This window comes from Serratia sp. root2 (genome assembly GCF_031931805.1).
GTDB lineage: Bacteria > Pseudomonadota > Gammaproteobacteria > Enterobacterales > Enterobacteriaceae > Serratia > Serratia inhibens.
Genome location: NZ_JAUJXB010000002.1, coordinates 474,429 through 490,505 on the forward strand (window position 1 = coordinate 474,429; position 16,077 = coordinate 490,505).

Genomic DNA, 16,077 nt, shown 5'->3' on the forward strand with positions numbered 1-16,077 from the left:
GTCATGTTGGCGCTAGGCCTGCGGGATGGTCAGCGTCCGATCCAGCGGCGCGACGTCCGACTTCAGTTTATTCACGCGCTTCAGGTCACCGACGCTGACACCATAACGGGAAGCAATGGATGACAACGTATCACCGCGCGTCACTTTATGTTTTGACGCTTTCTTCACGCTGGGTTTCGCTTTGGCGACCGAGCGAGCCGGGGCTGGGGTTTTAACCGCCGCTGCGACGTCCAGCGGGCGGTTTTCCACCTTTGGGTCGGCTTGTAGCGGATGCGCCAGGAAATAACTGCGCAGGCCATTGTGGATCGCCCTGGCAATTTTATCCTGATACGCGCTACTGCCCAGCAGCCGCTCCTCCGTGCTATTACTGATAAACCCTGTTTCCACCAGCAGCGATGGGATGTCCGGTGAACGCAGCACGCCAAGGCTGGCGTGTTCAGGACGGCGTTTATGCAATGAACCCACGCTCTGCAACTGCTGCAATACTTTTACCGCAACATCGTAACCCACTCGCTGCGAGTGGCCGAACTGCAGATCCAGCACCGCCTGGCTCAGGTAAGGATCGGCCTGGCTGTTAGCCAGCAAATCACCCGCACCGCCAAGCAGCTCAGACTGTTTCTCATGCTGTTCCAGCCAGCCTGCCATTTCACTGTTGGCGCGGCGGTTGGACAGCACCCAAACCGAGGCCCCGTTGGCGCTGCGGTTTGGCGCGGCGTCAGCATGAATGGAGACCAGTACATTGGCACCCTGTTTACGCGCCACGTCAGAACGCCCCATCACCGAGATGAAGTAATCGCCTGTACGCGTCAACACCGGTTTGAACTGCGGATCGGCATCCAACATGGCCTGCAAACGGCGTGCTATGCCGATGGTGACATTTTTTTCTTTCAGGCCGTTCGGGCCGATAGCGCCCGGATCCTGCCCACCATGGCCGGCATCAATCGCCACTACGACCCGATCGCCGGACCCTACGGAAACGCGGCTGCTGCGCGGCGTAATTTCCGATGCAGTGCCCGATACTACGCTTGGTTTATTGGTGAAAGGATTGGAACCACTCGGCGCTCTGCGCACCGGTTCAGGCTCAGGCTCGCTCATTACCGGCGTTTTGCGTACCGGTTCGCGGACCACTACAGGGGCCGGTGCAGGTGTAGCCACCGGGGTTCTGCGCACCACATTGGTGTTGGCGCTGCCCTCAGCGGCAATGGTAAATACGACGGTATAAGTGCTGCCATTCTGGCGCGTAGCGACGCGGGTCTTCGAACGCTGGGTCAGATCAAAGACCAACCGCACGCTCTGAGCATCTTTCGGCGTACTGGAACGGATGCTTTTTACCAGGTTCTGCCCGCTGAAATTCAGCGGGAGGCCGCCAACCTTGCCTTTCTGGTTAACATCCAGAACCACGCGGTCGGGGCCATGCAGCGGGAAGAAGGCATAATCCGGTGGACCATTGAAACTCACCGATACCGTGGCTTCTCGCTGAGCATTGGATACTTTGATGTCAGACAGCGACGATGCGGCCAGCACACTGGCCGCACCAAACGCCCCCAATACGGCGATCAGGGTGATTATGAGTAATTTTTTCAACGCATACGTCATTGCGGCGTCATTCCTGTGGCCCGTGGATACGGTCTAAAAGCTGGCTACCGTAGGCGGAAACCGCCTGAATTTTTGCCTCACGCCCCTGCTCCTGATAGCTGAGATGCAGCTCCAGATCCGGATCCGGCAACACGCCGGTCCCCTGCTGTGGCCATTCAACCAGGCAAATGGCATCCTGCGCAAAATAATCGCGAATCCCCATAAACTCGAGTTCTTCCGGATCGGCTAGCCGATACAGATCAAAATGGTATACCGCCAGTGGCTGCAGAGCATACGGCTCGACCAGCGTATAGGTTGGGCTTTTAACGTTGCCCTGATGCCCCAAAGCCTGCAGAAAACCACGGCTGAAGGTGGTTTTACCGGCGCCCAGGTCACCGTAAAGGTAAATTACGCTGGCGCGATCGCATGCCTTGGCCAAGGCGGCACCCAATGCGACAGTCGCTGCCTCATCCGGCAGGGGTAAAACGAGTTCTTTCATTCGATAGTTTCTATTTATGCCAACTCAGGATTAACGTAATAAGGGATTTCAGGCAATAAATCGCTCGCCAACATCCCTCTTGTTCCTTGTCTTGCCGCCACGCGGTCGGCAGCTGCGCCGTGCACTACACACCCCGCGCAGGCTGCATCATACAGCGAGAGCTTTTGCCCCAGCAAACCGCCAATAATGCCCGACAGCACATCCCCCATACCACCGGAGGCCATGCCCGCATTGCCGACATCCGCTATCGCCATCTCGCCCCGGTCATCGGCAATCAGCGTACCGGCACCTTTCAACACCGCCACGCCACCGTAAAGCACCGCCAGCTTGCGCACTGCAAGTAAGCGATCACTCTCAATATCGGCGGTACTGCACCCCAACAGGCGCGCAGCCTCCCCAGGATGCGGGGTTATCACGCGATTCTGACGCTTCTCGGGATTTAATGCCAGCAAGTTCAGCGCATCGGCATCCCATAACGCCGGTTTATCACTGGCTTGCAACACTTTCAGTGCATTCCGACCCCATTCGCCCTGGCCCAGCCCCGGTCCCACCACCAGAACATCCGCCCAATTGAGCGCCTGTTGCAGCGTATCGTCGCTCAGACGTTGCACCATCAGCTCAGGACGGGCGGTAAGCAGTGGACCGACATGCTCAATGTGAGTAAGTACTCGCACCAACCCTGCACCGCTGCGCAGTGCGGCCTCTGCCGCCATGCGTATGGCCCCGCCAAAACCGTGATCGCCGCCCACCAGCAGCAAACGCCCTTGCTCACCCTTGTGCGAACAAGGCCGACGCGGCTTCAGCCACTGGGGCAGTGAATCTGCGGTAACCCGATGAATCTGCGCCGGTTGCTTTGCCAGCCAGCCCGATAATCCTAGCCTACTCTGATGAAGTTGCCCGACCCAATCACGAGCCTGGCCGGTTAACAGACCCGGTTTGAGGGCAATAAAGGTGAGGGTATGCATCGCGCGGATGACCGCGCCGGGCGCAGCACCGCTTTCCGCCAACAGCCCGGAGGGGATATCAAGCGCGATAACCGGCGCTGAGCTGCGATTGGCAGCCTCAATCAAGGCATTGTAGGGTGACCGCGGTGCGGTATTCAGCCCGGTGCCGAGCAGGCCATCGATAATCAGATCGATACTTGCCGGCCAGCGGCTGTCAGCCGGATGAATTTCACCCCCGGCGTTCAGCCAGGCCTGCCGGGCGGCGGCGGCCTCAACGGGCAAGGGCCGCGAGCCCTCGCAGGCAATCAAGGTAATCTTTACGCCGGCTGCTGCAGCAAGTTTGGCGACCACGTAACCGTCGCCGCCGTTGTTACCGTGGCCGCACAGCACCAACCAGTGGCTGCCGGCCGGATATTCGTCGCGCGCCAGGGTATAAGCCGCCTCACCGGCACGCTGCATCAAATCGTAGAGTGAAATACCGAGCGAAGCGGCGGCGGCAGGTTCTGCCTGTCGGATCCAGTCCGCAGACCAGACAGAGTGTGATAAACTGTCGGTGTATTGTTTTTCACTGTGGCCCGTCATGACACACCCCCTCGATCTCAATCAACTCGCCCAACATATCAAGCAATGGGGGCAATCGCTAGGATTCCAGCAGGTAGGCATTTGCGATACCGACCTGAACGCCGAAGAACCCAAGTTGCAGGCTTGGCTGGACAAGCAATACCACGGCGAAATGGAGTGGATGGCGCGCCACGGCATGCTGCGTGCACGGCCGCATGAGCTGCTGCCCGGTACGCTGCGGGTGATCAGCGTGCGCATGAACTACCTGCCGGCGAAAGCGGCCTTTGCCAGCACCCTGAATAATCCGCAATTGGGTTACGTCAGCCGCTATGCGCTGGGGCGGGACTACCATAAATTGCTGCGCCAGCGGCTGAAAAAGCTCGGCGATCAGATCCAGGCCTACTGCGGCGAGCTGAACTTTCGTCCCTTTGTCGATTCGGCACCGGTGATGGAGCGCGCATTAGCCTCCAAGGCCGGCATTGGCTGGGTTGGTAAACACTCACTTATTCTCAATCGCGAAGCCGGTTCCTGGTTCTTTCTCGGAGAACTGCTGATCGATCTGCCGCTACCGGTGGATGAGCCGCAGCCGGAACAGTGTGGCCGCTGCGTCGCCTGCATCACCACCTGCCCAACCGGCGCGATTGTCGCTCCTTACACCGTGGACGCTCGCCGCTGTATCTCCTATCTGACCATCGAGCTTGAGGGAGTCATCCCGGAAGAATTTCGCCCGCTGCTGGGTAACCGCATTTACGGCTGTGATGACTGCCAGCTGATTTGCCCGTGGAATCGCTTTTCCCAGCTCACCGACGAAGATGATTTCAGCCCGCGCGCTGCGCTGCATGCGCCGCAGTTGATTGAACTGTTCGGTTGGACGGAAGAGAAATTCCTGCGCATCACCGAAGGCTCCGCTATCCGGCGTATCGGCCATTTGCGTTGGCTGCGCAATATTGCCGTGGCGCTGGGCAATGCTCCTTATCAGGATGCCGTAGTGATAGCGCTGCGCTCCCGGCGGCATCAAGACCCCATGCTGGACGAACATATTGACTGGGCGCTTGATCAACAATTGGCGCGACGTGACGCGCAGGGCATAGAAGTGCAAACAACGCAGAAAAAACGATTGATACGGGCTGTGGAAAAAGGATTACCGAGGGATGCTTAAAACCATTTCAGATCGGTCGTTCACTCCCCGATAGTCGCTCTGTGGATTTGTGCATAAAAATAAAAATGCTTTGTCTTTCAAGTGCAACAAAAAGAGCAAGTGATCGGTATAACGTTTTCCGATAAAAAAATATAGCTATAAATCAATGAGATATATATTTCATTTCTGTGGCGTTGATTTTTTGAACTGAGGGTATTATGAGCGTTACCTGTGGATAACTCTGTTCACAACATTTCGACAGGGTGTGTATGGGGAGGCAAAAAACCGCGCCGCTAAAGGCGTTAGGTTGAGATAAATCGAAGATAAAATTGGAGCGGGAAACGAGACTCGAACTCGCGACCCCGACCTTGGCAAGGTCGTGCTCTACCAACTGAGCTATTCCCGCATTGAGATGCTTTGAGCATCCGGCCATCAAACAACAACATGGCCTTTGAATTTTTTGGAGCGGGAAACGAGACTCGAACTCGCGACCCCGACCTTGGCAAGGTCGTGCTCTACCAACTGAGCTATTCCCGCGTCGCATGGGTACTTCTTGAAACTTTTTTATTCATCACGCCGCATAAGCAGCATTGTTGAATAGGCAATAAGAAATAAATTAACAATTTATTCCCTATCTTATTGATTTCAATGAATTTTTCAAGCATCAGTGAATCAATGGACTGCATTATGGACTAGTCATCGCTCCTTGGCAACCCCCCGTATAGCGAAAAAATGCAAATTAGGTGATGTTTGTTCAATTAGCAACCGACGGCGAGGTCGGCCAGCATGATTCCAACGTGTGCGGATATTTCTGGATTACCGTGCCCGCTCCTCTGACCGGGCACGGTAGACGTTCCGGCATTCTCTAAAAACGATAACGAGCGTTCAACATCCCTCCATAGCTCTGCTGACCATGATTACCCGCCAGCCCAAAGACATGGCCTGAAATTTGAAATTTTTGCCCCACGTCCCCCGCAGCGCCAAGCTTCATTTCTAGCATATTACGCGCCAGTGAGGCGTCCAGCATTGAACTTCCCATCTGCACCGATGCCTTTCCGGCCTGCAGCAAGACGTTGGTTTCCAAAAACGGACGTATACCCGTCTCATGCTGCGGGTAAATGCGCAAACCGACGCGCGCAAGCCAAGTCTTATCGGCTCCGTTCCTCATTCTCGTCCCTTGCAGCAGAGCATCCGAAGCGCGGTAATCGCTGTAAACGAATTGGGCGTTCGGTTCCGTCACCAGCCCCGCCAACGTGGAGCCGGCCGGGAATGAGTGCATCGCATAGCCAGACTCCAACGAGGCCGACCACACGTTCGAATAATAACGTGTTGACCCTAATTCACTGCCGATTTGGTTGGAATAACGGCCATATAGCAGCCAGGTATCCGCGTATGCACCTTGATGTGTCGCGTCGTCTTCATAAATGGTGGCGTATATTCCTGCCGTATACCCCGACATCTTGCCTTTCGCTTTCGCCCCCGCATGCCCGCCTCCCGCCAGCATCAGAGTAGAGGTGGAATACGTGCGTGCTTCACCATATCCACTCATAACCCCCACATAGGCCGCGCCTTTATACCCGAGAGGACGTTGGAGTATATCCCCACCCAATTGCAGAAGAGAGCTGTCTGATTTCATCTCGACGTTGCCCTGCACAAGACTCATCCCTTTATCATGCCGCCCCTGCGTGCGCATCCACAGCCCATGCTCGTCTGGCACGATATCGCCCTCACGGGAAACAGGGACACGATCGCGTAAATTATGAATAAATAGTCTGGTGCCAGCCAACTGATTGCCAATATAAGCGCCGCTTTCCGGTGAGACATTGCTCATACCCGGAACAATCGGGGGCGGTACCATTTCTGCGGGCGGTTCTACTGTCGGCGGCTGCACAGGAGGCTGTATAGGGGGCTGCACAGGGGGCTGTATAGGTGGTTGCACAGGCGGCTGAATGGGCGGTTGCACAGGTGGGGGCGCGACCGTGGGTGGAGTTATCGGTGGTTTAACGGGCGGCGTGTAAGTCGACGTCAGGTACCAGTCTTCCGGCACGCCATCATGTCCACCGCGTACCAGGCTGTAATCGTAGCCATTGACGGCCAGTGTAGCCGTTCCCGCCCGATAGCCCGTTGAACCGGCATCAAGCCGAAAAGCCTCCGCACTCGTTGTACCACCGTTCAACGTCTCCACCACACGAATACCTCGCTGTGTGCGTCCGCCAACGCCGCCGGCGTTGATAATGCGCAATCCGGTTTTGGCTTCCGTCGTCCCACCGTCAATCACTAAGCGGTCAGACGGTGAATCGTCATCACCGAGCTGGGTATTCAATACCAGCGTCCCATTTCCCCGGTAGTTGTTAACCGTAACGGTTTTAAAACCGTTAGCGCCCTCCGGTGCCAAAAAGGCCAGGGTACCGGCGTTTTCTAGCGTACTCAACGATGAGTTATTCCGTACCTGCCAACTGCTGCTCCCATCAAGCTGTAACATGCTGACCTGGCCGTGCTCGCGTTGGTTTATAGCCCCGGTCAGTTGAGATCCGGTAGCCAACGAAATACTCGCCGAACCGCTATCCATCAGGATGTCGCCCGTTAATTGGCTCTTCGTGGCATTCAAAAGGATCGTGCCGGTTTCAATCTCGCGGGTAACGCCATTGGCGGTAATGCTGACCGGCCTGGAATACAGCAATGCGCCCTGATCGTCAGCCCCTGCAGTTCGCGCCGTGATGCTGGAATTATCCAGAGTAAACGTATGGTTTCCGCCGCTGGCAAGCAGCCCGAAACCGTCTTGAGTATTGATGCGCGAGCCATTGGTGACAGTGACCGCATTACTGGCATCCGCCGAGGTAACATAGCTCCAAATACCGTGCGAGTTGGCGCCTTTGGTCACTAGCTGGACATTATCCAAACTGACCGTCGGGCTATTGCTCATGGACAAGCCAACGGCAGAGGCGCCAACCGTAGTGGCGGTGGAATTGAGCACGGTCAGGTTCGCACCGTTTCCGGTGGCATAAAGCGCCGGAGCATTGTCACCATGGGTCTTGATGGCCACATCTTCAAGACTGATCGAGGCCCCTGCAAACCGCACCAATGCACCGACGGCGCTGGCACCAAACGTCTCTATTTGCACATTTTTGGCTTCAGTGCTCGCCTGATTGTTGGCCAAGGTCGCCACATAAAGCGCATGGCCACTACTGCCTTCCGTCGTCAAAATGCCGTTATCCAACGAAACCGTTCCTGCGCGGTTATCTACACCGAGATAGCTGGAGCGAATGTCGAAAAGGTTTGCCGTCAGGCTAGTCCCCACCGAAGGTAACCAAACGCCGGTGCCAAAGGGACCTGACACGTTGATGTTCACGTTTTTAAGAACAGCGCGTGCATTTTTTGAATTGATGTTGATGCCGTAATTATAATCCCCCCTGGAAACCAGACTGGCGTTGCTGATGTTAGCCACGGGTGAAGGTCCGTTATAGAGAGATGTCATCCTCACCGCATCGCCCGTCGCAGTGAGTGAACCACCGTTCATGTCAAATACACCACTCTGAACGATTACAGCCGGTCCATTCATTGAAATAACATCGGTATCACGTAAAGCTATTAACGTGTTTGCTCCGCTAGCATAAACGGCTGCTTCAGATTGGCCTTTACCATTTATCTTTGATTCTTCAAGCTTAATGGAAGATCCCGGTCCGGCATAAACCCCATACTTCGTCGCTGAAATAGTCACATTTTTCGCGGTAATATTGGTTTTTGCGTCTTTCGCGTGCAAGCCATCGCTACCCTGCCCCTGCGTAGTGATCACCCCACCATTCAACACGATCGTTCCACCAGCCTGAGCCATTGCGCCGTGGGATGTTGTACCTTGCGTAGACAGCACCATTCCCGTGCCGGTAATCCGGCTGCCAGCATCTCTCGCGTGCAATGCATGAGCCTTAGAGCCGTCGCCGAGTGTCTCGACAGTGCTATTGCTCAAAAATACGCTCCCACCAGTACGCGTCAGCACACCTACGGTATCGCCGCTATCCGTAGCGTCCGCGCGCACAATTATCTTGTCACCGGTAACGCTATTGCCAGCCTGAGACACCATCATTGCGGGTCCCCTGCCAACGTGATTCACCGTATCGCCAGGCGTCAGAATAAACTGGGTATTACCCGTAGGATCGTTCACGTTGATAGGCCCGTACTCTGTCGCCAGGCTGAAACCGGAGCCAAACAACGTCACCATCAGGGTGCTGTAACGGAAGGAAACCTGGAGCAGGTTTCGGTATGAAGAGGATTCGGCCGCCGTTTTTCCACATTTGCAGCTACTGCTACCGCGCCTTGAAGTCAATTCCGAGACAACCTGGCATACCCGCAAAGCCGGGTTAAACACGATACGAAATATATGATTCATTACTATTTTCTCCAGCCTTCACAGCACGCTGGCATCGATTCAATCCGCATTAAATCGCTTCGAATCGGGCCGGAAGGTCGTCTAATAAAATCCATTTCATGACGCTCCGTATGCCGGGCACCAACGAAACCTGGTTTTAGCGCATTAGCCGCCACCAAAATAACGCGCAAAGCTGAATTTATAGAAACAAAATACGCCTTAAATTTGAAAAACAAGATCTGAATCCAACTTATTGAATATAAAAAATAAATTATTTATATGCTTTAAATTTAAAATATATTTATTTCTTATTTATTAAGTTTTTCGGAATGGGGAAAGACAAAGTTTTACGGGCTTAGCTAAGGCGGATACAAAAAGGCAGTGTGGCGCTGATACAAGAAGTGCGTCTGAATGAAAAAAATATGTGAAGGGGAAAGAAGTGGGCGGCTAGACATGATCTGCACAATGCCAGTACAGGAAACACAAAAACGAAAAAAGAGGCAAAAGCCCCTTTTTTCGTCATCTGCAGAACGCTGAACATTCTGCAGCGTATAATTTTGGAGCGGGAAACGAGACTCGAACTCGCGACCCCGACCTTGGCAAGGTCGTGCTCTACCAACTGAGCTATTCCCGCCCGGCGTATCGATGTCGGAACTAAACGAAATTCTTCATCGGTACGGGGTGCGCATTATACGAGAAATCCTTTTTGTCGCAAGCCCCTGAAAGCAAAAAAACGAGATTTTTGTTTGATTGCCGATTAAAGCGTCAAAATGGCTAATTAAGCGGCGGAATCGAAAGCTTTTCACAGTACAAGGCCCCCAAAGGGGCCCGAGCGAGCATCACAACTGGATGAAATGCTCGCGGTAATAGGCCAGTTCAGCCACAGACTCGCGGATATCATCCATGGCCTGATGGGTACCCTGCTTTTTAAAACCGCTGAGAATTTGCGGTTTCCAGCGGCGCGCCAGCTCTTTCAGCGTACTGACGTCCAGATAGCGGTAATGGAAGTAGGCTTCAAGTTCGGGCATATAGCGGAACAGGAAACGGCGATCCTGACCGATGCTATTGCCACAGATAGGCGATTTGCCCGCCGGTACCCATTGCTGGAGGAAAGCGAGGGTTTCCAGTTCAGCGGCGCGATCGTCGAAAAGGCTGGCCTTCACCCGTTCCACCAGCCCGCTGCCGGTATGGGTACGTACGTTCCAGTCATCCATCAGGCCGAGCTGTTCGTCGGATTGATGGACGGCGATTGTCGGCCCTTCAGCGAGAATGTTCAGATTGGCGTCGGTAACCAGCGTGGCGATCTCGATAATGCGATCGCGCTCCGGATCCAACCCGGTCATCTCCAGATCGATCCAAATCAGGTTGTTTTCGTTTCCTGTCATGATATTTCCTGCGTAAAAGCCGAAAGATAAACAAAGCGTGGGCAAGGCAGCGACCGTCGCTGGCAGTTTGCCGGCGGCGATACGCGGTGCGTAGCGGCTAACAACGGTTATTTAATATAAAATAGCGTGTATCATAGCCTTTTTGGTCGCCACGAGCGATAAAAGCCGATTCAAGTGAGGCGCAGTGACTAAGAACAAACTGTCCAAAGGTCAACAACGCCGCGTACAGGCGAACCATCAGCGTCGCCTTAAGCGCACTGATAACAAACCGGAACTGGATGATTCCCAACTGGGAGAGCCGCAAGACGGCATCGTCATCAGCCGTTTCGGCATGCACGCCGATGTTGAAGCCGCGGATGGCACCCAGCATCGCTGCAACATTCGCCGCACGTTGCGTTCGCTGGTAACCGGCGATCGCGTAGTGTGGCGCCCCGGCGTGGGGGCTCATGAAGGGGTCAAGGGCATCGTCGAGGCGGTACATGAGCGTACCTCGGTGCTGAATCGCCCCGATTTCTACGACGGCGTGAAGCCGATCGCCGCCAATATCAATCAGATCGTTATCGTTTCGGCGATCCTGCCGGAGCTTTCGCTGAATATGATCGATCGCTACCTGGTGGCGTGCGAAACGCTCGAGGTCGAACCGCTGATCGTTCTGAACAAAATCGATCTGCTGGATCCTCCGGCACGCAAGGTCGTCGACGGCATGATGGCGATTTACCGCCATATCGGTTACCGGGTGCTGGAAGTCTCCAGCCAGACGCGCGAAGGCATGGAAGCGTTTGAACAGGCTCTGGCCGACCGTATCAGTATCTTCGCCGGCCAGTCAGGTGTGGGCAAATCCAGCCTGCTGAACGCCCTGCTGCCGCCAAGCGATAAGCAAATTCTGGTAAATCAGGTTTCAGATGTCTCCGGCCTGGGGCAACATACCACCACCGCCGCGCGACTGTACCATTTCCAGCACGGCGGTGATGTGATCGACTCGCCGGGAGTCCGTGAATTTGGTCTGTGGCATTTGGATCCGGAACAAATCACCCAAGCCTATGTCGAATTCCGTGACTATTTAGGCGGATGTAAATTCCGCGACTGTCGCCACGACACCGACCCAGGTTGCGCCATCCGCGCGGCGGTGGAAAAAGGCGATATCGCAAAAGAGCGTTTCGACAACTACCACCGCATTCTGGAAAGCATGGCGCAGGTGAAGGTTCGCAAAAACCTCACGGACGCCGCAGACTGATCGTTGCGGGCGGGCGTTGACAGTGGCAGCGCCACCGTTACAATGCGCGCCCTTTACCCTGATTCAAGAGGTTAACGTGCTGGATAGCATCAAGATAAAATTGCAGTATTGGTTGCCGAAGCTGGCACTGACCCGTCTGGCCGGCTGGGGCGCAGACAAACAGGCAGGCTGGCTCACCCAGCTGGTGCTGAAGGGTTTCGCTCGCTACTACCGCGTGAATATGCAGGAAGCGCAACAGCCAGAGCTGACCTCCTACGCCACCTTTAACGAATTCTTCGTTCGCCCGCTGCGTGATGGCGCGCGTCCCATCATCGGCGAAGCCAACTGGCTGGCGCTGCCTGCCGACGGCGCTATCAGTCAGCTCGGCCCGATCCGCGAAGATCAAATTTTCCAGGCCAAAGGCCATCACTACAGCCTGGAAGCGCTGCTGGCCGGCAACTACATGCTGGCAGAACCCTTCCGCAATGGCCTGTTCGCCACCACTTACCTGGCCCCAAGCGATTATCACCGTGTCCATATGCCGTGCGCCGGCACGCTGCGTGAAATGATTTATGTGCCAGGTGATCTGTTCTCGGTAAATCCGCTGACCGCCGCCAACGTGCCGAACCTGTTCGCGCGCAATGAACGCGTGATCTGCGTATTTGATACCGCTATCGGGCCAATGGTACAGATCCTGGTAGGGGCCACCATTGTCGGCAGCATTGAAACCGTTTGGGCCGGCACCGTAACCCCGCCGCGCGATGGCGTCATCAAACGCTGGACCTATCCGGCAGAAGGCACCGAAGGTGCAATCGTACTGGAGAAAGGCGCCGAGATGGGCCGCTTCAAGCTCGGCTCCACGGTCATCAACCTGTTTACCCCAGGCAGCGTGCAGTTCGCTCCGCAGTTGAATAACGGCACCGTCACCCGCATGGGTGAAGCCTTTGCCGAAATCCCGGCTGTATCAGCCGCTGAAACGCCGCAGATCTAAAGGAATTGACGCCGTGCGCCTGATTATCACGCTACTGCTCGGTTGTTTACTGTCTCAACCGGTGCTGGCTGCCGCGGTGCCCACAGAGGCTCAGCTCAAGCAGGAGCTGAAACAGGCAGAGAGCAGCAAAAACACGCCTAATCAGGCGGAAACCACCGAGGCGCTGCAAAGCGCCCTCAACTGGCTGTCGGAGCGCCAGGAGTCGATGACGCGCTCCGAACAATATCAACGGGTGATCGACGATTTCCCGAAGATGACGCAGGAGCTGCGTCGTCAGCTGACGCTGGAAGACAACAAAATCCTGCCGAATGGCGATAACCTGCCGGCAAGCGATCTGGAACAACAGATCCTCCAGGCCAGCAGCCTGTTGCTGGAACAGGCGCGTCTGCTGCAGCAAGAACAGGAGCGCACGCGGGAGATCAGCGATTCGCTCGGCCAACTGCCGCAGCAGCAGACCGATGCACGCCGCTCGTTGACCGAAGTGCAGCGTCGTCTGCAAGCTCAGCCCGCCAACCCGACCACCCCGCACGCCCAGGCGGCTCTGGCGCTGTTGCAGGCGGAAGCCGCGGCGCGCAAAGCCAAGGTGGATGAGCTTGAACTGGCGCAGCTGTCGGCCAATAACCGCCAGGAATTGGCGCGAATGCGTGCCGAGGTGTACAAGAAACGCCACGAGAAGATCGACGTTCAGCTGCAGGCCCTGCGCAATAACCTTAACGCCCAACGCCAGCGTGAAGCCGAACTGGCGCTCGAAAAAACCGAGCAACTGGCCGAACAAAACGGCGACCTGCCGAAAAGCATCAGCCAACAGTTGCAGATCAACCGTGAACTGTCCGCTGCCCTGAACAATCAGGCGCAGCGTATGGATCTGATCTCATCGCAACAGCGTCAGGCCGCCGCGCAAACGCTGCAGGTACGTCAGGCGCTGAGCACCATTATCGAACAGGCTCAGTGGCTCGGTTCGTCGTCGGCGTTGGGGGAAACCCTGCGCGCCCAGGTGGCGACGCTGCCGGAAATGCCAAAACCGCAGCAGCTGGATGGCGATATGGCCCAGCTGCGCGTACAACGCCTGCAGTTTGAAAGCCAGCTGGAGAAACTGTCGCAGCGCGAGTTCAAACGTGACGACGGCAGCGAACTGACCAGCGCGGAGCGGCGTATCGTTGAAGCACAGCTGCGCACCCAGCGTGAGCTGCTGAATTCGTTGCTTTCCGGCTGCGATACCCAGATCCTCGAGCTGACCAAGCTGAAAGTGGCCAACACCCAGCTGATTGAGGCGTTGAACGAGATCAAGGACGCCACCCACCGTTATCTGTTCTGGGTCCCGGACGTCAACCCGATCACCCTGTCTTACCCGATTAACGTGGCGCACGATCTGACACGTCTGCTGTCGCTGGATACGCTGGCACAGCTGGGCGGTGCCTTCATGATGATGGTGACCAGCAAAGAAACGTTGATCCCGATCTTCGGTGCCCTGCTGCTGGTGATTTTCAGCATCAGCTCACGCAAGCACTATCACGCCTTCCTGGAACGCGCCAACAGCCGGGTCGGCAAGGTGACGCAGGACGAGTTCTTCCTGACGATGCGCACCGTATTCTGGTCGATTCTGGTGGCAATGCCGCTGCCGGTACTGTGGGCCGCGCTCGGTTTTGGCCTGCAAAGCGCCTGGAACTATCCGGTAGCAGAGGCGATTGGCAAGGGTGTCACCGCAACGCTGCCGATCCTGTGGATCTGTATGATCTGCGCCGCCTTCGCCCATCCGCAGGGGCTGTTTATCGTGCACTTCCGCTGGCCGGTGAAGCAGGTTTCACGCGCCATGCGTTACTACAAGATGTCGATCTGGCTGATCGTGCCGTTGATCATGGCGTTGATCACTTTCGACAGCCTGAAAGAGCGCGAGTTTGCCAACACGCTGGGGCGGCTGTGCTTCATCCTGCTGTGCCTGGCGCTGGCCATCGTTACCAACAGCCTCAAGCGCGCCGGTATCCCGCTTTATCTGGACAAGAAAGGCTCCGGCGAGAACATGGTCAATACCGCGCTGTGGGGGCTGCTGCTGTCGGCCCCGCTGCTGGCCGCGCTGGCCTCCGCCGTCGGTTACCTGACCACCTCGCAGGCGCTGCTGGCACGGTTGGAAACCTCGGTGGCGATCTGGTTCTTCCTGTTGGTGGTTTACCATATTATTCGCCGCTGGATGCTAATCCAACGGCGGCGCATCGCCTTTGACCGCGCCAAACAGCGCCGTGCCGATATCCTGGCCCAGCGCGCACGCGGCGAAGAAGAAACGCCGCATACGCCAAACAGCACCGAAGGCTCGATGGATGTGGATGACTCGGAGATCGACTTGGACACCATCAGCGCCCAGTCTCTGCGGTTGGTACGTTCGATCCTGACGATGATCGCGCTGGTATCGGTGATCGTGCTGTGGTCGGAGATCCATTCCGCCTTCGCCTTCCTGGAAAACATTTCCCTGTGGGACGTAACCTCGACGGTCAACGGGGTGGAAACGGCGCATCCGATCACTTTGGGCGCGGTATTGATCGCCATTTTGGTGCTGATCGTCACCATGCAGCTGGTGCGCAACCTGCCGGCACTGCTGGAGCTGGCGGTGCTGCAGCATCTGGATCTGTCGCCCGGCACCGGCTACGCCATCACTACCATTACCAAATATCTGCTGTTGCTGTTCGGCGCCATCCTCAGTTTTTCCTGGATCGGCATCGAGTGGTCGAAACTGCAGTGGGTGGTCACCGCGCTCAGCGTGGGGTTGGGCTTCGGCATGCAGGAGATTTTCTCCAACTTCATCTCCGGCCTGATCATTTTGTTCGAGAAGCCGATTCGCATTGGCGATACGGTGACGATCCGAAACCTGACCGGCACCGTCACCAAGATCAACACTCGCGCCACCACCATTTCTGACTGGGATCGCAAAGAGATCATCGTGCCGAACAAGGCGTTCATCACCGAACAGTTCGTCAACTGGTCGCTGTCGGACAACCTGACCCGTGTGGTGTTGACGGTGCCGGCACCGGGCGATGCCAACAGTGAAGAGGTGACCAAGATCCTTCTCAACGCCGCCGAGCGCTGCTCGCTGGTGCTGGACACCCCGGCGCCGGAGGTTTATTTGGTCGACCTGCAACAGGGCATTCAGATCTTCGAGATGCGCATCTATGCGGCCGAGATGGGCCATCGCATGCCATTGCGCCACGAGATCCATCAGTTGATTCTGGCCGGCTACCGCGAACACGGCATTACCCTGCCGTACCCGCCGTTCCAAGTCCGCAGCGAAACGCTGTCACGCTTGACCAGCAATGGCCGTACGCCGCCTTCCACCCCGCCGCCGAACACCAAGCGCGACTCCGGCGGCCTGTAAATAAAAAAGGGTGCAGTTCATTGTGAACTGCACCCTTTTGCTATCTG

9 protein-coding genes and 3 tRNA genes are annotated in these 16,077 nt (G+C 56.2%); 4 read left to right on the forward strand and 8 right to left on the reverse strand.

Features of this window, described 5'->3' with window-relative positions:
• Positions 1–12: 12 nt before the first annotated feature.
• From amiB to nnr, 3 genes are read right to left on the reverse strand one after another with little or no spacing between them, the layout of a single operon-like run.
• Positions 13–1,596: an N-acetylmuramoyl-L-alanine amidase AmiB gene (gene amiB / locus QZQ97_RS15925; protein ID WP_311994241.1), complete on the reverse strand. Its 1,584-nt coding sequence runs from the start codon at positions 1,594–1,596 to the stop codon at positions 13–15.
• Between the two features lie 7 nt (positions 1,597–1,603).
• A complete protein-coding gene (gene tsaE / locus QZQ97_RS15930; RefSeq protein ID WP_311994242.1) occupies positions 1,604–2,074 on the reverse strand; it encodes a tRNA (adenosine(37)-N6)-threonylcarbamoyltransferase complex ATPase subunit type 1 TsaE in 471 nt (156 codons plus the stop codon).
• 14 nt (positions 2,075–2,088) lie between these two features.
• Positions 2,089–3,600: a bifunctional ADP-dependent NAD(P)H-hydrate dehydratase/NAD(P)H-hydrate epimerase gene (nnr, locus tag QZQ97_RS15935; RefSeq protein WP_311994243.1), complete on the reverse strand. Its 1,512-nt coding sequence runs from the start codon at positions 3,598–3,600 to the stop codon at positions 2,089–2,091.
• On the opposite strand from nnr, the gene queG reads away from it, so the two are divergent.
• Positions 3,599–4,738: a tRNA epoxyqueuosine(34) reductase QueG gene (gene queG / locus QZQ97_RS15940; protein ID WP_311994244.1), complete on the forward strand. Its 1,140-nt coding sequence runs from the start codon at positions 3,599–3,601 to the stop codon at positions 4,736–4,738. The two genes, nnr and queG, sit on opposite strands and share 2 nt — an antisense overlap.
• Before the next feature lie 309 nt (positions 4,739–5,047).
• On the opposite strand, the gene QZQ97_RS15945 is transcribed toward queG, so the two are convergent.
• The 5 genes from QZQ97_RS15945 to orn form a co-directional block, all read right to left on the reverse strand.
• Positions 5,048–5,123 (reverse strand) — tRNA-Gly (locus QZQ97_RS15945).
• Between the two features lie 55 nt (positions 5,124–5,178).
• Positions 5,179–5,254, reverse strand: a tRNA-Gly gene (locus QZQ97_RS15950).
• 328 nt (positions 5,255–5,582) lie between these two features.
• Positions 5,583–9,101: an autotransporter outer membrane beta-barrel domain-containing protein gene (locus QZQ97_RS15955; RefSeq protein WP_311994245.1), complete on the reverse strand. Its 3,519-nt coding sequence runs from the start codon at positions 9,099–9,101 to the stop codon at positions 5,583–5,585.
• Between the two features lie 537 nt (positions 9,102–9,638).
• A tRNA-Gly gene (locus QZQ97_RS15960) sits at positions 9,639–9,714 on the reverse strand.
• Between the two features lie 205 nt (positions 9,715–9,919).
• Positions 9,920–10,465 (reverse strand): oligoribonuclease, encoded by a 546-nt coding sequence (orn, locus tag QZQ97_RS15965; RefSeq protein WP_311994246.1) that lies wholly within the window; start codon positions 10,463–10,465, stop codon positions 9,920–9,922.
• A 184-nt stretch (positions 10,466–10,649) separates the two neighbouring features.
• Here orn and rsgA point away from each other — a divergent pair, with 184 nt between their 5' ends.
• The 3 genes from rsgA to mscM all read left to right on the forward strand — a co-directional run bounded on the left by rsgA (position 10,650) and on the right by mscM (position 16,030).
• Positions 10,650–11,699, forward strand: coding sequence for a small ribosomal subunit biogenesis GTPase RsgA (rsgA, locus tag QZQ97_RS15970; protein WP_004952676.1), 1,050 nt, complete (start codon positions 10,650–10,652; stop codon positions 11,697–11,699).
• Positions 11,700–11,775: 76 nt separating this feature from the next.
• Positions 11,776–12,669, forward strand: a complete 894-nt coding sequence (asd, locus tag QZQ97_RS15975; RefSeq protein WP_311994247.1) for an archaetidylserine decarboxylase — start codon at positions 11,776–11,778, stop codon at positions 12,667–12,669.
• A gap of 13 nt (positions 12,670–12,682) precedes the next feature.
• Complete coding sequence (gene mscM / locus QZQ97_RS15980) at positions 12,683–16,030, forward strand: miniconductance mechanosensitive channel MscM (RefSeq protein ID WP_311994248.1); 3,348 nt, start codon at positions 12,683–12,685, stop codon at positions 16,028–16,030.
• The last annotated feature ends 47 nt before the right edge of the window (positions 16,031–16,077 follow it).